Genomic DNA, 23320 nt, shown 5'->3' with positions numbered 1-23320 from the left:
AGGACACCCCAATGAGTGCCATTCTTTATCATCTTGACGAACAGGGCATCGTCACCCTGACGCTGGACATGCCGGGGCAGTCAGCCAACACCATGAACGCCGCTTTTCGCGAAGCCTTTGCCGAAACACTGGCCCGCCTGCAGGCGGACAAGGCGGATCTGCGCGGCATCCTGCTCACCTCTGCCAAAAAAACCTTCTTTGCGGGCGGTGACTTGCGTGAACTTGTTCAGGTCACACCTGAACATGCGGAAGACTTCTTCAGATTGCTGAGGGAAGGCATCACGGGCCCCCTGCGTACACTCGAGACACTCGGGGTGCCGGTCGCTGCCGCCATCAACGGCTCGGCACTGGGCGGCGGACTTGAGCTGGCACTGGCCTGCCACTACCGGGTCTGCCTGAATGATGACCGCATCCGCCTCGGATTACCGGAGGTCACACTGGGTCTGCTGCCGGGGGGTGGCGGATGCTGTCGCCTGCCCCGTCTGCTTGGCATCGAAAAGTCACTGCCACTGCTGCTCGAGGGCAAACAGCTCAGGCCCGCCGACGCCCTCAAGGCCGGCATCGTTCACGACCTGGCAGACACGCCGGAAGACCTCATCGCGCAGGCCCGGAACTGGCTTCTGGCTCATCCACAGGCCAGACAGCCCTGGGATGAAAAAGGCTACCGCATCCCTGGAGGGGATCCGAAGCATCCCAGGGTCGCACAAATGCTCGCCATTGCACCTGCCATGCTGCGCAAGAAAACACGGGGATGCTACCCGGCACCGGAACGGATATTGTCTGCCGTGGTGGAAGGCTGCCAGGTGGATTTTGATACGGCGCAACGAATCGAAGGCCGTTACTTCACCGAACTGGTCTGCGGCGGGATCTCCAAGAACATGATCCGGACGTTCTGGTTCGGCATGAATGCCCTCAAGGCCGGCGACAACCGCCCGCAAGGTTTCCCGACACGAACCTTCAGCAAGGTCGGCGTGCTCGGTGCCGGCATGATGGGCAGCGGCATCGCCTACGCAACGGCCATCCGGGGCATTGACGTGGTACTGAAGGACGTGACCCGGGAGCGGGCCGAACACGGCAAGGACTACAGCCGCAAACTGCTGGACAAGAAAGTGGCCAGGGGGCACATGAGTGCAGAAGCGCGTGATGCCATCCTGAACCGCATTCATGCAACAGACCGGACAGAAGATCTCGCAGGTTGTGAACTGATCATCGAGGCAGTCTTTGAAGACAGCGACCTGAAAGGCCAGGTAACGCGTGAGAGCGAGCCCCTGCTTGCCGAGCATGGCATCTTCGCCTCCAATACCTCCACCATTCCCATTACCCAGCTCGCACAAGCCTCGGCACGGCCTGAGAAATTCATCGGCCTGCATTTCTTCTCACCGGTGGACAAGATGCAACTGGTGGAAATCATTGTCGGGGAGAAAACCGACAACCAGACCCTGGCCGAGGCCTTCGATTTCGTGATCCAGATCGGCAAGCTGCCCATCGTGGTGAACGACAGCCGCGGTTTTTTCACCTCCCGCGTATTCGGCACCTTCATCAACGAAGGGATTGCCATGGTGGGAGAAGGCATTCACCCGGCCAGTGTGGAGCATGCCGCCCAGCTTGCAGGCATGCCCGTCGGACCGCTGGCACTCTCGGACGAAGTCAGCCTCAGACTGATCACTCATATCCGGGACCAGAGCCGGAAAGATACGGAAGCCCAGGGCGGCACCTGGACGCCCCATCCGGCAGAGCGCATCGTGGACCTGATGGTTCAGGAGTTCGGACGAACCGGCAAGGCCGATGGTGCAGGCTTCTATGATTACCCGAAAGGACAGCCCAAGCACCTGTGGCCAGGACTCATCGAGCGCTTTGCCGACGAGGACAAGACCCGCGCCACCCCACTTCAGGAACTGAAGGACCGCATCCTGTACATTCAGGCCATCGAATCCGTACGCTGCATGGAAGAAGGCGTGTTGCGCTCTGCCACCGATGCCAACATCGGCAGCATTTTCGGCATCGGTTACGCCCCCTGGACCGGCGGCGTCCTCCAGTTCATCAATTACGTTGGCCCGGCCCGCTTTATGGAACGAGCCGATGAACTGGCGGAGGCCCACGGAGAACGGTTCCGTCTGCAGGGACGTCTCCGCCAGCAACTGGCCGACAATCTACCCTTCGAGTGACTGCGGCCATAGTCCTCTCTCCCGAGCGCGCCCCGCCCTGCGGGGCGCCACCCTTCAACGTGTTACAAAAGATTCACTCCCGGCACTAGAGGCGCTGCGCGCAATCTCCTACAATCAAATCAATCCATTATCCATTGAATGAAAGACAGATGCCCAGCACAGACACCCGGATACACCCCATGAAACGGACACTGGCCCGCCTTTTCCTGATGCTCGGCCTGATGGCCATGAGCCTGCCGCCCGCACAGGCCACGGTAGCGCAAGCTGCCCCCGGGGTTGCGGCCGTCGCCCAACTCAGGGAACTGGCCCCCAGTGCCGACATGCGCCGCGCAGCCCAGGAGCTGTCACGACAACTGGAATACGGCCACTACCGCAACATGCGCGTGGATGATGTCCTGTCAGAAAAGCTGTTGGACAACTACCTGAAATGGCTGGATCCTCAGCGTCTCTACTTTCTGAAAAGTGATGTGGAGGCCTTCAGTGCCTGGCGCCACACGCTGGACAATGAACTGCTGACCGGCGAGCTGAAATCAGGCTTTGCCATCTACAACCGCTACCAGAAGCGGGTTGCCGAGCGTCTGGGGTACATGCTCGGGCTGCTCCGGGACCCGGACTGGAAGCCGGATTTCGGGAAGAACGAAATGCTGGAGCTGGATCGTGAAGCAGCCCCCTGGCCGGCCAGCGAGGCAGAACTGGATGACTTGTGGCGTAAACGGCTCAAGAACGCCATGATCAGTCAGATTCTGGATGAAAAGCCGCGTGAAGAAATCCGCAACGCCCTCATCCGGCGCTATGAAACACAGCTCAAGCGCCTTTACCAGACCACGGCCGAGGATGCGTTTCAGGCCTACATGAACGCCCTCACCTCGCTCTATGATCCGCACACGTCGTATTTTTCCCCGCGTGTCACGGAAAACTTCAACATCAACATGTCCCTGTCACTGGAAGGCATTGGGGCGGTACTTCAGTCCGATAACGAATACACGAAGATCGTCCGCCTGGTTCCGGGTGGTCCGGCTGAACGGGCCGGCGGCCTCAAGCCGTCAGACCGCATCGTGGGCGTGGGCCAGGGGCCGGATGGTGAAATCCAGAACGTGATTGGCTGGCGCCTGGACGAAGTGGTGGATCTCATCCGCGGTCCCAAGAACAGTGTGGTCCGGCTCGAGATCCTGCCGGCCAAGGCCAAATCGGAAACCGAAACCCGGATTATCAGCATTGTCCGCGACAAGGTCCGGCTTGAAGAGCAGTCGGCCCAGAAAAAAACCTTCACCATCCGCCGCGGCGACAAGACCCTGCGCATGGGGGTCATCGAACTGCCCGCCTTCTATGCCGATTTCCAGGCCATGCAGCGTGGCGACCCGGAGTACCGCAGCACGACAAGAGACGTCGCAAAACTCATCGGGGAACTGAAATCCGAAGGGATAGACGGTCTCATCGTTGATTTGCGCGACAATGGCGGCGGTGCGCTGAACGAAGCCATTGCCCTCACCGGCCTGTTCATTCCCTCCGGTCCCACCGTGCAGGTGCGCGCCTCGGACAACCGTGTGCGTGTTTATGACGACCCGGATCCCAGCGTACTTTATGACGGCCCTCTGGTGGTTCTTGTCAACCGCATGAGCGCCTCAGCCTCTGAAATTTTTGCTGCCGCCATTCAGGACTATGGCCGCGGACTCATCGTCGGAGACCAGACATTCGGGAAGGGTACCGTTCAGACCATCCGTCCGCTGAATCACGGTCAGGTCAAGCTCACCGAAGCCAAGTTCTATCGCATTTCGGGCGGCAGTACGCAACACAAGGGTGTCCTGCCCGACCTGACGCTGCCATTCAGCATCGACAAGACGGAAGTGGGAGAAGACGCGCTGCCCAATGCGCTGCCCTGGGATCAGATTTCCAGCGTCTTCCACGCGCAATATACCAGGTGGAAAACCGTCGTGCCGGAACTGAAGCAGGCACATGATGCGCGGGTCAGTGCAGATCCCATGTTCCGGGCCGTGCTGGCCGAGCAAAAGTGGCTGGAAGCCCAGCGTGACATCAAGACGGTTTCACTCAATCTCAATGTACGCAAGACGGAGCAGACCCGGCAGCGGGCCGAGCAGCTGGCCATCCTCAACCTCAAGCGCCAGGCCCGGGGAGAGGCACCGTTCAGAACCTGGGATGAAGTGGAAAACTGGCAGGATGAACAAACCGCAACGGATCGTGAAAAACCGGCAGAGAATGATGCCTGGCTGAAGGAAAGCGGTCAGATCATTGCCGACTTTCTGGTGGAAGGTCCGCGCATTGCCGGGACAACCCCTCCTCTGACCATGCTGGAGTAAACCATGAGCTGGCTGGACCGCCTGACCGAACTGACCGGCAATGCCATGGGCGTTGCGCGACGCTCCGCCTCGACGTCGCTGAAGGTCGGCCGGCGATTACTGGACAACCCCGAGCATCTGGCTTCCCTGGCCCGTGCCGGTCAGTCCCTGAAGGAACTTCGCCAGGTGGCCGGCCTCACCCTCAACGAACTGGCTGATGCCATCGACCTGAAGGACAAATCCATTCTCGAAGCTGCCGAAGCCGGCACGGCCACCCTGTCCTTTGATCTGATCGTGCGACTGGCCGCCGTGCTGGCACGGAATGACCCGGTGCCATTCATCCTCAAGTATGTCCGGGCCTACAATCCGGAACTCTGGCAATTGCTTCAGGAGTGGGGTATCGGTCGACTGCCCGTCGTGTATGAGCGTGAAAGACGTTTTCTCAATATCCTGCGCAGCCGCGAGCAGGTGCAGGATCTGGATGACGAAGCTTTCGACAAGATTCTGACCTTTACCGAATCCGCCTTTGACATGGCGCTGCATTTCGCCGCGCCGGAAAAACCGGCCAAAACGCGCAAGCCCAGTGCCCGGAAAGCTGACGCTGCGCAAGAAGCCGTAAAAGAAGAAGCCCCCGAAGCCAAGGCGGGCAGAACACGAAATGCAGACCACAATGAAAAGGAGGTGCCCCGTGACTGATGTTGCCGTGGTGCTGTCCGGATGCGGTTTTCTGGATGGTGCGGAAATTCATGAATCCGTGATGACCCTGCTGGCACTGGACAGTCATGAACTGTCCTATCAATGCTTCGCGCCCGACAAGCCCCAGCAGGACGTCGTCAATCATTACACCAAGACACCGGCCGATGAGCAGCGGAATGTGCTGACGGAGGCGGCCCGGATTGCTCGTGGCGCCATCCACCCGCTCAGCGAGCTGGATCCCGCACAGTTCCGGGCCATTGTGTTTCCGGGGGGATATGGCGCAGCCAAGAACCTTTGCGACTTCGCGGTAAACGGAACGGGCATGCAGCTGGACCCGGAAGTTGAAAGGGTAGCCCGGGCTTTTGCCGAAGCCGGCAAGCCAGCCGGATACATCTGCATCGCGCCGGCCATGATCCCCCGGATCTATCCCGCCGGCGTCCGCTGTACCATCGGCACGGACACGGAAACCGCAGCCGCCCTGCAGGCCATGGGTGCCGAACACCAGAACTGCCCGGTGGATGACATTGTGGCAGACGAACGCTACAAGGTGGTGAGCACGCCAGCATACATGCTCGCCCGGCGGATCTCCGAAGCCGGCGCCGGCATCGAAAAACTTGTCCGCCAGATCCGCGACTGGCTTTGACCTGATATCCGGCCGGGCGCTCCTCTTGCCCGGCCATCCCCTGCACCCGCCCCTTCTGTCGCTAGTTAGATTATTCTAATTTCTCCCGATACACTGCCCTCAACATCAAGGCAGACACATAGCAGAGGCGACGTATGTTGCAAGATAAACTGAAGGCTCCCGTGGCCCAGCTGAACAAGGTGCGTGACCTTGTTGAAACCGAAGGCAAGCGCGTTCTGAAACAGCTTGGCGCTGACCTGGACAACGCGCCGACACTGGCAGACGTTGTCGCACAGCTCCGGGAAAAGAATCCCGATCTGAAAACCCTGTCCTACAACCTGGATGCCGCCACCTATGACCTGCGCGAGCGCCTGAAGTGGAATGCCCGCATGATGGCAGCCTATTCCCAGTTGCAGGCTGAGAAGGCATTCGAAGAGAAGGTCAAGCCCCAGCTCCAGGCCTATACCGAGCAGCTTGAGAATCAGCTCCGCGCTCTGCGCGAAAAGGCCGAAACGGTTGCCGACAAGTTCACACACTAACCCCGTGTTTACTGAGAGCAAGAGTGACTTGCCCCCCAAAAGGGGGCTTTTTTATGGTTCATCGCGGGTTAGCGTGAAAAAGTAGGAGACGGCGGTAAAATCGGTTGGTTTTGAATCTGCGAAAAACAACCCCAACCGACTTATCGCCGTCCAGATGAATACTAATCCTCTTGCCCTGTTCTGGGAAGGGTTCACGATAGAATCGTATACCCGGATCGACGCACGATCCCTGCTCAAGGCGCGCGGGCCGGTCAAATCGCTGCTGGACACGGGTTTGATGATCCAGCGCGAAACCTTGATCCACCCCGGTGAGTTCCGGGTGCGCGAGGTGGCCGGCGATCTCTTTCAGCATGCATTGGAGCGCGAGCGGCTGCGCCGCGACCGCGGGCTCGCCATCCTCGCCACAACCGCGAGCGCCGCCCCCTTCATCGGCCTGTTCGGCACCGTCTGGGGAGTCTATCGCACCCTGACCGCCATCTCCGCCCAGCAGTCGGCCTCTCTGGCGGTCGTTTCCGGCCCAATGGGCGAGGCACTGGTGGCTACTGCCTTCGGCCTCTTCGTGGCCATCCCGGCGCTGATCGCCTACAACAGTCTGGGCCGCCTAAACAGCGTCCACCACCAACTGCTGCAACAGCTCGCTGAACGACTTCAGCACAGCTGTCTCTATCACCCGCAGCCCGCAGAGCGCGATGACGAAACAGCCACGGAGGCAAGCTGATGGCACTTTCAACCCGCTCTTCACCGGAAGTCCCGGCGCCGCTGGCCGAGATCAATACCACCCCGCTGGTGGACATCATGCTGGTGCTGTTCGTCATCTTTCTGGTCACCGCGCCGCTGCTCACCCACACGGTGCCATTGGACCTACCCAAGGAACAGGGTGCGCCCGAGCAGCCCGACACCAAGCACCACAGCCTCGCCATCGACGCAAAGGGCAACTACTACTTTGATGACGCGCCACTGCAGGTCGACGGGATCGAACCGCTCTTTGCCCGCCTGGCCACACAGGACGATGAGGCGCCGGTGGATCTTCGCATTGATGAAAAGGCCGAGTACCGCCATATCAGCCGGATCCTCGCGGCCGCTCAGCGCGCCGGTCTGTCACAGGTCGCCTTTGTCATGGAAAGCCGGTAAAGAATGTAACATCCGGGTCATCAACTTGCGCAGCTCGTCAAACACCCACACCGTGGAAGCCACCAGCACCGCCAGTCCCCAGTCAGCCGGGGCCAGGTCAGTAGTACGGAAGATCGCCTGAGCAGGCGCCCAGTGCACTACCAGTGCCTGCAAGATCAGGACGGCGACAAGTGACAGCCACAGCCAGCGGTTTCTGAAAAAGTGTCGATTCAGGGCTGAGCCCGTTTCAGCGCGCGCGTTGAATACGTTGAAGAACTGAAAGAGCACAAAGGTGGTGAACGCCAGCGTGAGCGCGTACGCTTCTCCCTGGGACTGGGCGTACCAGAACAGCGATAATGTACCAACGGCCATGGTCAGCCCGTAAACAAGCAAGCGGCCCAACCGCCCTCCAGTCAGAACACGCGCATCACGCACTCGGGGTGGCTCATCCATGAGACCGTCACGCGCCGGCTCACCCCCCAGACTCATGGCCGGCGGGCCATCCATGATAATATTGATCCACAAAATCTGAATGGCTGTGAAGGGGGTGCTCCAGCCAAGCAGGCTAGCACCGAGAACGGTCTGAATGGCCCCCATGTTGGTGGAGAGCTGGAAGCGCACAAATTTGATGATATTGTCATAGATAGCGCGTCCTTCCTTCACCGCCCGCACAATCGTGGCGAAATTGTCGTCGGTAAGCACCATGGTAGCCGCTTCCTTGGTCACTTCGGTACCCGTGATACCCATTGCCACGCCGATATCCGCCGCCTTCAGTGCCGGCGCGTCATTCACGCCATCACCGGTCATGGCCACCACATGGCCATCGGCCTTCAGGGCCTTGACGATCCGCACCTTGTGCTCGGGCGCCACACGTGCAAACACTGAGACACCCCGGAGCTTCTCTCGCAGCGCCTCCGGGCCCAGGGCATCCAGATCACGACCTTCCAGAACACCCCCTTGCAGACCCAGTTCACGGGCAATGGCTGCCGCGGTGGCCTTGTGATCCCCCGTAATCATCCTGACCTGAATACCCGCACGCCGACACAAGGCGATAGCATCCCGTGCTTCCGGCCGCGGTGGATCTATGATGCCTGCCAGCCCCACAAACGTCAGATCCTGCACCAGCGTCATCAGATCAATCGTCGGGTCAAACTCAGCTGCGGCAAGCGTTCGGCTGGCCACGGCCAGTACCCGCATGGCCTCTCCGGCCAGACGCTCATTCTCGGCCTGCCACCACTGGATATCCAGAGGTGTTTCGCCGTCCGGCCCAAGCTGTCGGGCAGAGCGTGTCAGCAGCACATCCGGAGCGCCTTTGACAAAGACCCGCACTACCTCGCCGTCACGATGGAAGGTTGCATGAAACTTGTATGCCGAATCAAAGGGGATCTCAGCGATGCGAGGCCATTTCCGGGTCAGCTCATCCGTATTGATTCCTCCCTTGGCTGCCAACGCCAGCAGGGCCCCTTCCGTGGGATCGCCGATCAGCCCGCCGTCGCGGAGGCGGCTGTCATTGGCCAATGCAGCTGGATACAGCAAGGGCGAGAAGTCGGGCGTGCCACCCTTGTCTTCTGCGCGGATTTCGCCTTGCGTACCATAACCTTCACCCGTTACCGAGAAGCGCCTGCCCTGGTAAACGACGGCGCGGGCGGTCATCTGGTTGAGCGTCAGCGTGCCAGTCTTGTCTGAGCAGATGACTGTCGTACATCCCAGCGTTTCCACCGCCGCAAGCTTTTTGACAATGGCCCGGTGCTGCGCCATGCGATGCATGCCGATCGCCAGCGTCACCGTGACCACTGCGGGCAGGCCCTCCGGAATCGCTGCCACTGCCAGCGCGATGGACGTCAGGAGCGTTTCCACCAAGGGCTCACCGCGCCAGAGACCGAGCCCCAGAATCAGCGCAATGATGGTTGCTGCAATGATTGCCAGCCGCTGCGCCAAGCCATCAAGCTGCTCCTGCAGCGGTGTAGGACCGGACTCGGCTTCGGCCAGCATACCGGAAAGACGCCCCATCTCCGTCCCCATTCCGGTAGCCGTTACCATCAGCTCTGCACGCCCGCGGGTCACCACCGTGTTCATGAAGGCCATATTGGTGCGCTCCGCCAGCGGCGCATCTTCGGGCAACTGCACATCGGCGTCCTTGCCTGTGGGTTGAGACTCGCCGGTCAAGGCAGACTCATCGATCTCTACATTGTGCGTCACTACGAGACGACCGTCCGCGGGCACCCGGTTCCCTGCTTCGAGCAGTACAATATCCCCGGGTACGAGGCACCGGGCATCCACTTCTTCCGTCTTGCCCTCACGCCTCACCCGCGCCACCGGCGCCAACATTTTCTTGAGCGCGGCGAGGGTCTGCTCAGCACGGTTTTCCTGCCAGAATCCGAGCAACGCATTCAGCAACACCACGATCAGAATGACCACAGCATCCTTCAGATCTCCGATCATGCCGGCGAGGATCGCCGCGCCGATGAGCACGACCACCAGCAGATTCTTGAACTGATCCAGAAACGCCCGCCACTTGGAGCGTGGGGGGTTCTCGGCAAGCTGATTGGGACCACACTGCGCGAGGCGGGTTTCTGCCTCGACCTGGCTTAACCCTGCAGCGGGGTCCACGCTCAGCAACCGGGCCGCGGTTGCCTTGTCATGCGCATGCCATGGCTGCCTAGCCGGGTTGAAAGGGCTTTGCCCTGCGTTCATTCGGCGCTCCTGTCTCTGTGAATACTAATATCCTGACGTTATGTGGGGCTGCACAAGGATGTCTCAATCGCCTTGAGCGCCTGCCTCAATCCACCTTCTCGCTCAATCTGCCGGGCAATGCCCGCCTGCCAGATCGCCTTTTCGGCCAGCAGCGTAAAGCCGCTTTTCGCACGGGTCAAGCCGGTGAAAATCAGTTCCCGGCTCAGCAGGCGCTCGGCCTCTTCCGGGAGGAGCATCAGCACATGGTCAAACTCTGAGCCCTGTGTCTTGTGGATGGTCATGGCGAAGATGATCTTGCCCAGCAATAGTGGACACCTCATTAAGCGAGTACACTACGCTACAGAGGTGAACCATGGCAAGAAAGAACACACAAGGCAAATCAACACGCAAGCGCTACTCCGAGGACTTCAAGAAGGAGGCGCTGGCGTTGGCTGACAGCGTTGGCATCAGTGCGGCAGCCAAAGACCTGGGATTGCACGAATCACAGCTGTATAACTGGCGCAGCAAGGCCAGGCAGGCCCAGGGCCAGAGCGAGGCCGAAAAGCAGCTCGCCGCGGAAAACGCCCGCCTCAAGCGGCAACTGGCACAACAGGCAGAGGAGCTGGCCATTTTAAAAAAAGGCGGCGGCGTACTTCGCCAAGAGCCTGAAGTGAAGTACGTGTTCATGCAGGCACATGAAGGAGAGTTCCGCCTGAAAACGATGAGCCGTGTTCTGTGTGTTTCACGCAGTGGCTATTACGCCTGGCGCCGCAGGCAGGTGGCACGCTCTGCGCGTCATCAGCGCCGTGAAGCAACAGATCAGGCCGTCAGTGAGGCCTTCTGACAGAAAAAGGGACGTTATGGTGCTCCCCGGCTGGTGGCAGAAATGGCCGAAAACGGACATGCCCTGAATCGCAAGACCATCGCAAAGTGATCCTCTCCCCTCTGCAACACCAAAACCTGCGAATAACTTGGCAAACGGAAGGTGACATATGCTTGAAAGTTATTTCGCGGATTATGCAAAGTGCTGAATAACGTTGGCCTTATCATGGCTGGCGCAGGCGACACCCGGCCTTTCCTGATGAGCCATCCGAATGCGGCGGATATGCTGACAGCCGAATTCTTCTTCGTGTGCGGCCTCTTGCTCTGCACTGAGCAACCCATCATTTTCGTGTATAATCAAGCACTGGACGAGTTCCAAAACAAGGAGGGACATTATGGCTCCTATCGAAATTGTAGCCGTTGCCGGAACAGTGATAGGCGTAACCACTTTGCTCCTGTTTTGGTGGTCTACGACCGATAGTGCGGACAGGTTTTTCAAGAAGTTGGACAAGAAACTTTTGGACCATCTCAAGAAAAACCCGGACAAGACAGACCACTGAGGGCGGTTTTTCAGGTTCACCGCGGGTTAGCGTGAAACGCTGCTTTTATCTTCAGGAGGAAGCAGTCGTTGTCCCGGCACACGCAGGCTCATTGCTCCCCGTGCATAGCCTCCACTTTCAGCGTTGGTGGGCAGAACCAGCCGGAAGCGGACAGCTCACACCGTTGAATCTCAGCCCGCAATACCCATCCGGATGCTTGTGCAGATATTGCTGATGGTAGGGCTCGGCGAAATAGAAGACCGGGTCCAGCGCAATCGCAGTGGTGATGTGCCCCCTGCCCGCCCGGGTCAGTACCTCCTGATAGGTGTCACGCGTTTCACAGGCCAACGCCAGATCCGTTTCGTCATCCACCAGAATGCAGGACCGGTACTGGGTACCGATGTCATTGCCCTGTCGCATTCCGGACGTGGGATCGTGATTTTCCCAGAAGCTCTTGAGCAGTTGCAGCAGGGTAATCTCGTCCGGGTTGTACACTACACGCACTACCTCGGCATGACCGGTACGACCGGTACAGACTTCCTCGTAGGTGGGATGCGGAGTCAGGCCCCCTGCATATCCCACCGCAGTCACCCAGACCCCCGACAACTGCCAGAACAGCCTTTCAGCACCCCAGAAACACCCCATTCCCAACCGGACTTCCTTCATGCCCCCAGGGAATGGTGGCAGCATGGGACGTCCGCTGACCGCATGCGCCCCGCCCGGATCAATCGGCGTATCCCGCCCCGGCAGGGCCTCTGCGGGATCCGGCAAAGTCTGTCTGAACATGAATCACCCCCGTGCTCTTGATCCGTTTATCTTCTCACGCCTTTGGCCCGCTGTATACCTGACCCCATTTTCTGTTACAAAGTTCCGTCAAATTAGGGTTTTATCATGCCAGCGCTCCTGTGCTAGATTTAGCCTGATTACTGCTTGGAAGGATGAAAATGACGATTCAGAACGCACTGGTGGTCGATGATTCCAAACTGGCCCGCATCACGCTCAAACGCCTGCTTGAGAAACATCAGCTGAGCGTTTCCGTGGCCGGCTCCGCAGAAGAAGCACTGGACATCATCAACCGGACTTTGCCTGATGTGGTGTTCATGGATCACATGATGCCCAACATGGATGGCTTCGAAGCCACACAAAAGATCAAGGCCAATCCGGCCACCGCACACATTCCGGTCATCATGTGCACCGGAAAGGAAGGCATCCCCGATTATGATGACCAGGCGCGCGCCATCGGTGCCAGCGGCACCCTGGCCAAGCCGCCTCAGGCCGAAGTGCTGGATGGCCTGCTCAAGCAGCTCAACCGCGAGCTGAGTCAGGCCCGTCCGGCCGCTCAGACGGCAGAACCCACCGAGCCGGCAACGCAACCCTCAGCTGAAGCAGATCTGGCCACGACGGGGACAGCCGACACCACCGACGTGCCTGCTCAAGCTCCGGCACCGCAGCCATCTGTCACGGCACCCGTGGTGGATCTTCAGCCCATTCTTGCCCGTCTGGATGCCATGGAAGGGCGGGTTTCCGGCCTGGCCGACGAACTGGAGAAGCTACGGCAGACCATGCCGCAACCGGTTGTGGTGGACGAGGAAGCCTTGGCCGCACGAGCCACACGGGATGCGGAGCGAACGCTCATGCCGCTGCTTGAAAGCGAGCTGAATGCCCTCTCTGCACGGGTTCAGACCTCCCTGGATGAAGCCATCAGCGAATCCCGTGCCGACCTGGAAGCTCAGATTGACGCCCTGCAGCATGCCATACCTTCGGCATCCGCAGCGCCCGCACCGGCGCCGGTCGCTGATGAAGCCGCGCTGACCGACAAGGTGCTGACCGTGGCTCAGGACACCGTGGAAGCCATGCTGGCCCACAAGCTGGCCCAGCTCGAACAGCAGGCCGAAGAACGCGTGGAGCAGGCGCTGGCCGCCTTCCGGGCAGAACAGGTGCAAAGGGCAGGCGCCGGGTCCCAGGCCGCAGGCTCCTCAGCCGGCCCGGACATGGCCGCGCTGAAAACGGAAGTGCAATCCTGGGTTGCGGCTCAGCTCAAAACCGAAGCAGAAAACATGGCGGCACAGCTGGCGGAGCGCCTCTCCCGGGAGCTGGCTCAGCACTCACAACACGCCGATGCCAGTCCGGAAAGCGCGCCCATGGCGGAAAGCGAAGACAACGAATGGGTGCGCGAACTCAAGGCCGACAACCAGCGTCTCCATCAGGCGCTGTCCTCATTGCGGCTGCAGAGCTGGACGCTGGGTCTCATCGCTGTGGCAACGGCGGGTGTGGCCCTGGCAAAGCTGACGGGCCTGCTTCCCTGAGGCCCGTGGCGGAAAGCCGGGGCGCGCCGGAATCAGAATTCGGCGTGTCCCGGTGTTCTGGGGAACGGAATCACATCGCGCACATTTTCCATGCCGGTCACGTAAGCCAGCAGACGCTCGAATCCCAGACCGAACCCTGCATGGGGCACTGTGCCATAACGGCGCAGATCCCGGTACCATGACAGCCCTTCCGGGCGGTCCAGCATTTTCATGCGCTCATCCAGCACATCCAGACGCTCCTCGCGCTGGCTGCCGCCGATAATCTCACCAATACCCGGCGCCAGCACGTCCATGGCCGCCACCGTCTTGCCGTCGTCATTCAGACGCATGTAGAACGCCTTGATTTCCTTCGGATAATTCATCAGCACGAGGGGGCCCTTGACGTGTGTCTCGGCCAGGAAGCGCTCATGCTCGGACTGCAGGTCCAGCCCCCATTTGACGGGAAACTCGAAGTCCCTGCCGGACTGCTCAAGAATGCGGATCGCATCCGTGTAATCCATGCGCACGAAGGATGTCTCCACCACATTGCGCAACCTGTCCAGCAGACCTTTTGAAATCCGTTGATCAAAGAATGCCAGATCCGCCTCGCATTGCTCCAGCACCACGCGGATCACGCTGCGGAGGAAGTCTTCCGCAAGATCGGCGTCATCCGACAGATCCGCGAAGGCCACTTCCGGCTCCACCATCCAGAATTCCGCCAGATGCCGGCTGGTATTGGAGTTTTCCGCCCGGAATGTGGGACCAAAGGTATAGACCTTCGACATGGCCAGGCAGTAACTCTCCACATTCAACTGTCCCGATACGGTCAGAAAGGCCTCCCGCTCGAAGAAATCCTGACTGAAGTCCACCTGCCCGTCCGGCGTCCGCGGAAGATTCATCAGGTCCAGGGTGGACACACGGAACAGCTCGCCGGCCCCTTCACAGTCATTGGCGGTAATGATCGGTGTATTGACCCAGAAAAAGCCATTGCGATAGAAATAGTCGTGAATGGCATGAGCCAGCGTTGCACGCACACGCGTCACCGCGCCGATCACATTGGTGCGCGGGCGCAGGTGCGCCACGGATCGCAAATGTTCCAGTGTGTGGCGCTTCTTGGCGACCGGATAGGTTTCCGGATCATCCACCCAACCGACGACCCGGACTTCCGTGGCCTGGATTTCACAGGGCTGACCGGCAGCAGGGGATTCCACCAGCGTGCCGGACACTTCCACGGAACAGCCCGTGGTCAGCCGCAACACCTCGCTTTCATAATTGGGCAGATCAGCCGGAATCACGGCCTGTATCGGGTCAAAACAGGAACCGTCGTGCACGTGCAGAAAGGAGACACCCGCCTTCGAATCCCGGCGGCTGCGTACCCAACCGCGCGCAGTAACCGGCTGGCCAATCAGCGCTAAATCATTGAGCAGGGTTTTGATACTGGGACAAGACATGCCATATCCTCACACAGACTTTGCGATGGTGTGGCATGTTACCCCTGTGGTGCAAAAAGTCCATGCGCAGGTTCCACGCTGGCAGCCTGCGACACAACCGGATACAATCCTGCACCGGTTTTCATCAGGTGCACCCATGTCCGCAAAAGACACGCTGTTCAGCACGCCTCAACCCGATGTGGAAGCGTTCCGTTTCGACGAGCGCGTCGCTTCCGTATTCAGCGACATGATCAACCGGTCCGTGCCGGGTTATGCCATGATCCTGGAAATGATCGGCGTGATCACCCGTGCCTATGCCCGGCCACAGACCCGGCTGTACGATCTGGGCTGCTCCCTGGGCGGATCAACGCTGGCCATGCGCCGGCAGGCTCCCCCGGACAGCGTCATCGTGGCCGTGGACACCTCCTCTGCCATGCTGGAACGCTGCCGGATCAACATTGACCGGGAACCGGACGGAGCACCAGTGACCCTGCTGGAACAGGATATCCGGGAACTGCAATTCGAACAGGCCTCTCTCGTCGCCCTGAACTTTACACTCCAGTTCATACCGGAAGCAGACCGCTCGCCCCTGCTCCGGCGCATTGCTGACGGCATGGTGGATGGCGGAGCCCTCATCCTGTCAGAGAAGATCTGTTTTCCCGATGCAGACACCCAGCATCGCCTGACGGAACTCCACCATGGGTTCAAGCGCGCCCGGGGCTACAGCGATCTGGAAATTGCCCAGAAACGGGCGGCACTGGAAAATGTGCTGATCCCCGAGTCGCTGGACATGCATCTGAACCGGTTGCGGGACGCCGGGTTCCGCCATGCGGCCTGCTGGTTCCAGTGCTTCAATTTCGTATCCATTCTGGCGGTGAAGTGATGTTGCCCCTTGAACCTTTCTTTGATGCCCTGCAGAGGGCCGGGCTCGCCAGGTTCGAACCGCATCTGCGCGATGCACTGAGGCGCGAATATCTGGAGCGCCTCAATGGCGATACGCCCACCTGGCACGCAGGCTATCTGAAATTGCCCGACGTGGACGACGCCCGGGTGGATACCTCATCAGACACCATCACCATCACGCGTGAGGCGCCGCTGACACCTGAACAGCAGGCAGATCTGGAGACCGCCCTGCGATCCATGATGCCGTGGCGCAAGGGTCCTTTTGATTTTTTCGGGACCTTCGTGGATACGGAGTGGCGCTCTGACTGGAAATGGCACCGCATTGCCCCTCACCTGCCCGATCTTTCCGGACGCTGTGTCCTGGATGTGGGCTGCGGCAGCGGCTACCATTGCTGGCGACTTCATGGCGCCGGCGCAGGCTGGGTGGTGGGCGCCGATCCGTCACAAAAGTTCTTCTATCAGTTCAGCGCGGTCAAGCGCTATATTCCTGATGCACCGGTACATTACCTGCCTCTGAAGTCCGAGGACCTGCCCGCCTTCGGGGCCTTTGATCTGGTGCTGTCCATGGGCGTCATCTATCACCGCCGGGCACCGTTCGATCATCTGGACGAGCTCAGATCCTTCCTACGCCCCGGTGGCACCCTGGTTCTGGAAACCCTCGTCGTGGACGGTGATGAAAATACGGTACTGACTCCCGAAGACCGCTATGCCCGCATGCGCAATGTCTGGTGCATCCCGTCTCCGCTGGCAGCCGAGCGCTGGTTGCGGCGCACTGGCTGGGAGAACATCCGCACGGTGGACATTTCTGTCACCACACTGGACGAGCAGCGCCGGACAGACTGGATGCGCTTTCACTCGCTCCGCGACTTTCTGGACCCCGACGACCACAGCCGCACCCTTGAAGGCTACCCAGCCCCCAAGCGCGCTGTGATTCTGGCGCGCAAACCGGGCTGATCAGCCAGCCGGCCGGTGCAAGAGCAAGTGCTGATAGCTGGCCAGTTGCCGGTAGGGATCCTGTCGGCTGAAGCGCGCTTCCAGCCGGCGAATGTCGTCCGCATTGAGCTTGGCACGGACATGCCGTGGTATGAAGTCATAAAACGTGCGCAGGCCTGACCAGATCCGGGTCTCCAGCCCAAGCCCTTCCAGCATTGACCGCAACTGTTCCGGCTCGAAGGCATGCCGCGGCGTGAGACCTCCGGCCATGCCACTGAAATCTCCGCGCTCCACCTTGCGCAGGTTGCCCTTGGCCAGATTGCGCATGACGATGCCATGACGGTTATAGAATGCCACGGACAACCAGCCGCCGGGTGCCACAGCCTCCGCCAGCGACGGCAGTACCGCAACCGGATCCGCCAGCCATTCGAGCACCGCATGCACCAGCACCACATCAAACTGTCCCAGAGTGCCTGCCACCGTCTCCCAGGGGGCCTCGACCCAGGCTACCCGGGAAACGCCGGACAAACGTGCCCGGGCACGCTCCCGAAGCGCCCGGGACGGCTCAACCACGGTCAGCGCACACCCGGCTTCTGCCAGCTCGGCGGACAGGCGGGCATCTCCGGCCCCCACGTCCAGCACAGTCAGCGCTGCAGGTGCGGCCTCGAGCCGATCACAACCCACAGCCTCACACAGATCGCGGCGCAAGCCTTCGAGCCGCAACTGACCTTTCAGACTGCCATAGATTTTTGTCGTGAAGGCATCAGCCAGTGTGTCAAACGGGTTGCCGGCACTCATGGCCCGGTCTCCGGATCGTCGCGGCTCCAACCGGGCTGACGGCTTTGCGGAATGGTGAGGCTTTGCCGGGCGCCGCACTCGGGACATCGGTAGGTCAGTGCCCACGCCAGCAGCATGAGTCCGTCCGGGTGAGCATTGTCCTCACCATATCGGGGATCACCCAGAACGGGATGCCCGGCAGATTCCAGATGCCGGCGAACCTGATGAAAGCGGCCGGTTTCAATCTCCACCCGCACCAGCGTGTCGTGACCGGATGGCCGCAGTGGCACCACATGACTCCGGGCAGGCTTGCCATCCAGCGGCAGATCAAGGGTCATGGTTTGGGCAAGCGTACCCCGTACACAGGCCCGGTACACCTTCGTGACATCCCGCGACTGAAACAGGCGGCCCAGCGTCGCGGCAGCATGACGCGTGCGTGCAAAGACCATGACGCCCGCGGTCTCCCGGTCAAGGCGGTGGACCACCCGGGCGTCTGGAAAACCGTGTTGCGTCAGCCAGCGCTCCAGACTGAGATGATCGCCCCACGGCGAGCCCTGGGACAGCCATCCCGAAGGCTTGAACACCTGCACCTGACCGCAGTGGACACCCAGAATCTCCGGCTCCGCTTCCGGGCGGGCGGCCAGAATGGATGCATCATAATACAGACTGAGCACATCGCCCGGCAGCAGCCGGAAAGTGGCCCTACGCAATCGCCTGACGCCCTTCCGCCCCCGTTTGAGGGTGACGGCACCCTTGTTCATGGCATCCTTCAGACGACTTTTGGGCAGCCCGGTCTGGCTCGCCATCCAGTCCACTGCCACTGCCGGTGCTGACAACGTCCAGTGCCACTCACGGGGTGTGGCCGTCATGATGTGGTCGCCTCGTAAACCTTGTAACGGCCATCCCGCGCCAGCACCTGAACCGGCCCCACATGCTGCTCAAGAAGCTGCGCATAGGGTAAAAAGGCGTTGGCCACCAGCCGCAGCCTGCCACCAGGTCGCAGATGCGCCCGGACAGTCCGGATAAAGCGTTCGGTGACATCCGTGGTCTGCCTGACATGAGCGTGAAACGGAGGGTTGCTGATGACGGCGTCATAGCGGCCTTCCACCGCGTCCAGACCATCCGAAGCCATCACCTCTCCCTGCAGTCCGTTTTCTGCCAACGTCCGGCGGGTACAGGTCACCGCCTGCCATTGCACGTCCACGGCCTCCACCTCGCCGCCCGGACAGGTGGCCAGAGCAGCGCTCAGCACGCCGGCTCCACAGCCGAAATCGAGCCAGCGTCCCGGCGGCAAGGGTTGAGTAGCCAGCGTTTCAAGCAGCATGGCGGTGCCGTCATCCAATCGCCCTTCTGCAAAGACACCGGGCAAGGTTGCCACCCGGATTTCCCTCTCCTGCCAGACAAAGGGCCAGTACTCAAATCCGGCCGGCTCGGACCGAACCGTTTCCGGCACCACGGACCAGACCTGGCAGTGCCGCGCCGAATCCAGCTTTTCCACCGTTGCGCCCGCAGCCCGCAAGCCCTTGAGGGCACCTTCCACACCGGATTTCTTGTGGCCGGTGCAGATCAGTCGCGACCCGGGCTTCAGCAACGGCACCACCTGTGCCAGCAGCCAGCTGAACTCACGACGCGCCTTGGGCATGACCAGCCAGGCTTCGTCAAAGGTCTCCGGCCAGGGCGACGGGTCATCCGGACCGAAGCGGACTGCCTTGCCCGCCTTGCGCCATGATGCTGCATCACCGGCATGCAGCGACAACACGGCATCGTCTGCCCCATCCCCGGGCAGTCGCGTCCCGACCGGTGGGCTGACCCAAAGCCGGGTCCGACCCTGTGGGGGAGTGCGTTCCAGCAAGGTTTGAAAGGTGGCCGCATCCAGCATCAGGCGGGGCGCTCCCGCTCGACCACTTCGCCGAGCGTGGCGTATTCCCGGGCACCCAGCCTGGCCAGCGGATCCAGTACCCGGGCATTGACCTTGTAACGGCCCGGTGTCTCCTCGATCACCGCATCATCCCGAACGTACACTTGTTCAATTTCCGCAAAGAGCAGCGTTTGCGGCACATCGCCGAGCTCCTGAATGCTGTGAACCCGGCATCCGTACGCCACCGGCGCATCCGCTACCCTGGGCAGAGCAAAACCTTCAAAAGCGGTCAGCTCGATGCCCAGCTTCTCCACCTCCGAAACCGCCTCGGGCAAGGTCTCGGAACTGAGATTGAGTGCATCAAGCTGAGCATAGCCCGCCACATGGATGACCAGCCTGCCGGTCCGCTTCGCATGGACTGCGGTGTCCTTGGGTGAGCCATCCGGCTTCTTGCCGATGGAGATCATGACTACCGGGGGCGCACTGGATACCGCCGTGAAGTAAGAAAACGGGGCCAGATTGTATTGTCCGGAAAGGTTTTCGGTCAGCACCCATGCAATGGGCCGGGGAATCAGTGTCTGCGTTACCCAGTGGTAACGCTCCAGGGGCTTGAGTCGTGCAAAATCAATGATCATGGGCACCTCCAGATGCAGAGTGCGATTGTCTCCGATTCCCGTGTGCTGCTCAAGGGCGGCAGGTTTTCATGGCCATGTCATGCCCCTACCACCGGACACAGCATCACGCAAGAGCTGGCTGGCGCAACCAATTTACGCCATTGCCAGGCAAGATCAGCGTTTCGAAAAAACAAAAAGCATACTGCTTGATGCCCAAAACAGGATATTGGGGTAATAGTTGGCAAACATAGGGATGTTGGTTATTTGGAAGCACCCTGTGAATGTGATTATTGCAAATAAAGGCAAGCGATCCATAATCCATAACCCATGCCCCGGCCAGATGGAGCCGGCGTTCCCTTCGTTGAACAGGCCCGCCTGCGGATCCTCTGACCGGCATTCGCTGCGTTGTCCGTAACGATGAGACAAGGTCCGAGGCAGTTGCTCTATGTCATCCGGCCTATGGCACCCCGCGGCCGGACTGCCTATAATCCGTGCAGTTTCAGGGATCTGAACAGGACGCTGCCATGGAACTGGCTGCCAATACTGCCCGCCTGACGGTGCGGGTTGCCCGAATGGACGCGGATCTCCGTGTCCTCAGTCTGACCCTCAGCGAAGCTCTTGCCGAGCTCTCGCATGCCACCCTCGTCATTGTCTCGCCGGAACCGTTGCCCGGGCCAGAGGACTGGCTGTCACGCGATGTCCACGTCAGCTTCCGGGGCCGCTACGGTGAACGACACCTGCATGGTGCCGTGAACGAGGCATGGCGTCTGCAGGATATCGGCCGCTTTCAGCGCATGCAGATCACCGTGGTGCCCCATGCCTGGTGGCTGACCGAGCGCTGCCGCTACCGGATCTTCACCGAAACCACTGCCGTGGACATCGCCCGCGCTCTCTGGCGCGAAGCCGGTCTGCGGCAGGACGATCTGGTCTTTGACCTTCGGGCAACGCCGCCCGTCTGGCAATACCGCACCCAGTCCGGCGAAAGCGAGTGGGACTTCCTCTGCCGGCTGTTCAGTGAACTGGGCTGGTACTGGTATTTCCGTCACGAAGCGGACCGCCACATCCTCATGGTTTCGGATCACGCCGGCGCCCTGATGCGCCCAGACGGCACGCGACGCCATGTGGCCATCCATTACGACCGGCAGAGCGGCCAGAGCGAAATCCTCTACCGCTTTCAACGCGTTCGCCGCCGTGCCCTGCATCAGGTCAGAACCCGGCGTTACCGCATGGGCACGCCGCTGGCCATCGAGACGGGCGAAGCCAGGCATGACCAGGCCTCCCCCTCCGGCCTGCACGAGCACTATGTACACCAGGAAGACGCTCCCGATGCCCGGAGGCAGGCAGAAAGCTGGCTGAACAGCCTCAATACCGGTTGCGACCACTGCATCGCCCAAGGCAACCGGGCGGATCTGAACTGCGGCGAGGTGCTGAGCTTCCGCTTCCCCGATGACACCCGCTCGGACTGGCTGATCACCGGCCTCACCCAGCAGATGGCCCACCCTCAGGTGCTTGAAGAACTGGCCAGCGGTTCGTTCCGGCATTACCAGACCCTCACCGCCGTACCGGACACCCAGACCTGGCGGCCACCCCGACAGACACCCCGGCGTCTGACCGGTTTCTGGCCCGCCATCGTCACCGGCCCCGCACCCGGCAAGGTCTTCACGGACGATCAGGGCCGCGTGCAGGTACGCTTTGCCTGGGACCCGGACGGCCAGCCCGGCACCTGGCTGCGTGTGAGCCAACGTCTGGCCGGCAACCGCTGGGGCAGTCTCATGCTGCCGCGTGCGGGCGATGAAGTGAGCGTCCTGTTTCTCGAAGGCAACCCCGACACCCCCGTGGTCGCCGGCCGGCGTTACCACAGCGCCCATGAAGCGCCCCAGTCCCTGCCCGACGGACAGCACCAGTGGATGTTCCGCTCCCGCTCCGCCAATGGCACCGGTCATGAAGTCCTGCTGGACGACAGCCCCGGCAACGCCCATATTCTCTTGCACAGCAGCGGCCAGCTCGCCCTCAGGGCCCGCAAGCGCTACCAGGCCTCCGTACAGGGCTGCGTGCACCAGAAGGTGGCAGGTCACCTGCAGGAAACCACTGACGGCGCGGCCAGTGAACAGGCCGACGGCAACTGGAACGAACATGTCAGCGGCCAGACACATCTCCAGGCCGGACAGTCCCTGGTGCTGGGCGGTCAGTCACTGACACTGGAAGCCGGCGGCAGCATCCACCTCAAGGGTGGCAACGCCCTGTTCAACAGCGGCCAGACGGTCATCTTCAAGGTCGGCGGTGCCGCCGTAAGCTGCGGCCCCGGTGGGGTTTCTCTCTCCGCACCGGTGGTCATGGTCAACATGGGGGGCGGCGGGGGCGCTGCGGCAACGGCCAGTCCCGCCGCGCCGGAGAAAAGCCCGGCAGTCCCCCCTGAGCGTGGCGCACTGCGTACACGGCTCAGGCCGCTGGCCGGCCAGTCTGGTGACGCGGCACACATTCAGCGGCTCATGCCCCTGACGACCGGGAGCGGATCCGCGCCGGCGACATCACGACCCGAGCCACCCGTGCCCTCGGCGGTGCTGGGTGCCAGTACATCATGTCAAGCCCCCCGCCAAGTGCAATCCGGAGTGAATATGTCAGCAATAGCTCCCCAAAGCAGCAGTGAGGATGCAAAAACATTTGCCCACTCACTCCGATACCCTCCGCCTGCCACCGGGAACAACAATGCATCACCGGATCCGGTATCGCCGGGTTACGTATTTACGGGAGAACTGGCAGTTGACGCATTACCTGAAGACGCCCGGTTCGAGCTTTCAACTGGAGATGGCAAGTGGACATCTGTCTGCACGCTCGAAAGGGTTCGCCAATATGGAAGAGTGTATGAGATCCCCTTTGATGGCAAACCGCCTTACGAGCCACTACATCTGTATGTATGTTCAGATTCGATGACATCAGCCAGGCACTACCTCAGAACGGTTATTCCGGACAAAAATCACCGCACAACGCAGGACAACTGAATGAAAGGTGCTGAAATCTGTCGGCCAGTACACTATACCCCGATACATTTTTCCTGGAACA

General features: G+C 60.8%; 20 protein-coding genes and 1 pseudogene. 13 read left to right on the top strand and 8 right to left on the bottom strand.

Annotated elements, in window-relative coordinates:
• Nucleotides 1–11: 11 nt before the first annotated feature.
• From AAIA72_RS02305 to AAIA72_RS02275, 7 genes are all read left to right on the top strand, one after another.
• Nucleotides 12–2165: a 3-hydroxyacyl-CoA dehydrogenase NAD-binding domain-containing protein gene (locus tag AAIA72_RS02305; protein WP_369601841.1), complete on the top strand. Its 2154-nt coding sequence runs from the start codon at nt 12–14 to the stop codon at nt 2163–2165.
• A 179-nt stretch (nt 2166–2344) separates the two neighbouring features.
• On the top strand, nt 2345–4480 hold the full coding sequence (locus tag AAIA72_RS02300) for a carboxy terminal-processing peptidase (RefSeq protein ID WP_369601840.1): 2136 nt from the start codon (nt 2345–2347) through the stop codon (nt 4478–4480).
• A 3-nt stretch (nt 4481–4483) separates the two neighbouring features.
• A complete protein-coding gene (locus AAIA72_RS02295; RefSeq protein WP_369601839.1) occupies nt 4484–5155 on the top strand; it encodes a helix-turn-helix domain-containing protein in 672 nt (223 codons plus the stop codon).
• On the top strand, nt 5148–5798 hold the full coding sequence (elbB, locus tag AAIA72_RS02290; protein WP_369601838.1) for an isoprenoid biosynthesis glyoxalase ElbB: 651 nt from the start codon (nt 5148–5150) through the stop codon (nt 5796–5798). Before AAIA72_RS02295 ends, elbB begins: the two co-directional genes overlap by 8 nt.
• A gap of 134 nt (nt 5799–5932) precedes the next feature.
• Nucleotides 5933–6316, top strand: a complete 384-nt coding sequence (locus tag AAIA72_RS02285) for a hypothetical protein (protein WP_369601837.1) — start codon at nt 5933–5935, stop codon at nt 6314–6316.
• Nucleotides 6317–6470: 154 nt separating this feature from the next.
• Nucleotides 6471–7034: a MotA/TolQ/ExbB proton channel family protein gene (locus AAIA72_RS02280; RefSeq protein WP_369601836.1), complete on the top strand. Its 564-nt coding sequence runs from the start codon at nt 6471–6473 to the stop codon at nt 7032–7034.
• Complete coding sequence (locus tag AAIA72_RS02275) at nt 7034–7447, top strand: ExbD/TolR family protein (RefSeq protein ID WP_369601835.1); 414 nt, start codon at nt 7034–7036, stop codon at nt 7445–7447. Before AAIA72_RS02280 ends, AAIA72_RS02275 begins: the two co-directional genes overlap by 1 nt.
• On the opposite strand, the gene AAIA72_RS02270 is transcribed toward AAIA72_RS02275, so the two are convergent.
• On the bottom strand, nt 7415–10120 hold the full coding sequence (locus tag AAIA72_RS02270; RefSeq protein ID WP_369601834.1) for a cation-translocating P-type ATPase: 2706 nt from the start codon (nt 10118–10120) through the stop codon (nt 7415–7417). The genes AAIA72_RS02275 and AAIA72_RS02270 overlap by 33 nt on opposite strands.
• A 38-nt stretch (nt 10121–10158) precedes the next feature.
• The gene (locus AAIA72_RS02265; RefSeq protein ID WP_369601833.1) at nt 10159–10425 is read right to left on the bottom strand and encodes an ATP-binding domain-containing protein; all 267 of its coding nucleotides are present in this window, start codon (nt 10423–10425) and stop codon (nt 10159–10161) included.
• Nucleotides 10426–10472: 47 nt separating this feature from the next.
• On the opposite strand from AAIA72_RS02265, the gene AAIA72_RS02260 reads away from it, so the two are divergent.
• Nucleotides 10473–10943 (top strand): transposase, encoded by a 471-nt coding sequence (locus AAIA72_RS02260; RefSeq protein ID WP_369601832.1) that lies wholly within the window; start codon nt 10473–10475, stop codon nt 10941–10943.
• 15 nt (nt 10944–10958) lie between these two features.
• Nucleotides 10959–11033, top strand: a pseudogene (locus AAIA72_RS02255) (hypothetical protein); the annotation flags it as partial.
• A 565-nt stretch (nt 11034–11598) separates the two neighbouring features.
• Here AAIA72_RS02255 and msrA read toward each other — a convergent pair.
• Complete coding sequence (msrA, locus tag AAIA72_RS02250; protein ID WP_369601831.1) at nt 11599–12246, bottom strand: peptide-methionine (S)-S-oxide reductase MsrA; 648 nt, start codon at nt 12244–12246, stop codon at nt 11599–11601.
• A gap of 158 nt (nt 12247–12404) precedes the next feature.
• Between msrA and AAIA72_RS02245 the strand changes: the two genes are divergently transcribed.
• The gene (locus tag AAIA72_RS02245; RefSeq protein ID WP_369601830.1) at nt 12405–13766 is read left to right on the top strand and encodes a response regulator; all 1362 of its coding nucleotides are present in this window, start codon (nt 12405–12407) and stop codon (nt 13764–13766) included.
• Nucleotides 13767–13798: 32 nt separating this feature from the next.
• On the opposite strand, the gene asnS is transcribed toward AAIA72_RS02245, so the two are convergent.
• Entirely contained in the window at nt 13799–15196 is a 1398-nt protein-coding gene (gene asnS, locus AAIA72_RS02240; protein ID WP_369601829.1) for an asparagine--tRNA ligase, read from the bottom strand.
• Between the two features lie 136 nt (nt 15197–15332).
• On the opposite strand from asnS, the gene cmoA reads away from it, so the two are divergent.
• Nucleotides 15333–16058 (top strand): carboxy-S-adenosyl-L-methionine synthase CmoA, encoded by a 726-nt coding sequence (cmoA, locus tag AAIA72_RS02235; RefSeq protein ID WP_369601828.1) that lies wholly within the window; start codon nt 15333–15335, stop codon nt 16056–16058.
• On the top strand, nt 16058–17032 hold the full coding sequence (gene cmoB / locus AAIA72_RS02230) for a tRNA 5-methoxyuridine(34)/uridine 5-oxyacetic acid(34) synthase CmoB (RefSeq protein WP_369601827.1): 975 nt from the start codon (nt 16058–16060) through the stop codon (nt 17030–17032). Before cmoA ends, cmoB begins: the two co-directional genes overlap by 1 nt.
• Here the strand turns inward: cmoB and AAIA72_RS02225 are convergent, their stop codons facing one another.
• Genes AAIA72_RS02225 through AAIA72_RS02210 form a run of 4 tightly spaced genes read right to left on the bottom strand, consistent with a single transcriptional unit; the run spans nt 17033 to nt 20281 of the window.
• Nucleotides 17033–17809 carry a methyltransferase gene (locus AAIA72_RS02225; RefSeq protein WP_369601826.1) on the bottom strand — a complete coding sequence of 259 codons (777 nt, stop codon included), beginning with the start codon at nt 17807–17809 and terminating at the stop codon, nt 17033–17035.
• A complete protein-coding gene (locus AAIA72_RS02220; RefSeq protein WP_369601825.1) occupies nt 17806–18657 on the bottom strand; it encodes an RluA family pseudouridine synthase in 852 nt (283 codons plus the stop codon). The genes AAIA72_RS02225 and AAIA72_RS02220 overlap by 4 nt, the downstream gene beginning before the upstream one ends.
• Nucleotides 18654–19667, bottom strand: coding sequence for a methyltransferase (locus AAIA72_RS02215; RefSeq protein WP_369601824.1), 1014 nt, complete (start codon nt 19665–19667; stop codon nt 18654–18656). Before AAIA72_RS02215 ends, AAIA72_RS02220 begins: the two co-directional genes overlap by 4 nt.
• Nucleotides 19667–20281 (bottom strand): flavin reductase family protein, encoded by a 615-nt coding sequence (locus tag AAIA72_RS02210; protein ID WP_369601823.1) that lies wholly within the window; start codon nt 20279–20281, stop codon nt 19667–19669. The genes AAIA72_RS02215 and AAIA72_RS02210 overlap by 1 nt, the downstream gene beginning before the upstream one ends.
• A gap of 503 nt (nt 20282–20784) precedes the next feature.
• On the opposite strand from AAIA72_RS02210, the gene AAIA72_RS02205 reads away from it, so the two are divergent.
• The gene (locus AAIA72_RS02205; RefSeq protein ID WP_369601822.1) at nt 20785–23259 is read left to right on the top strand and encodes a type VI secretion system Vgr family protein; all 2475 of its coding nucleotides are present in this window, start codon (nt 20785–20787) and stop codon (nt 23257–23259) included.
• Nucleotides 23260–23320 lie beyond the last annotated feature (61 nt).

The sequence above is a fragment of the Thermohahella caldifontis genome, assembly GCF_041153465.1.
Taxonomy (GTDB): domain Bacteria; phylum Pseudomonadota; class Gammaproteobacteria; order Pseudomonadales; family Oleiphilaceae; genus Thermohahella; species Thermohahella caldifontis.
This window is presented reverse-complemented; position numbering and strand designations above follow the sequence as displayed.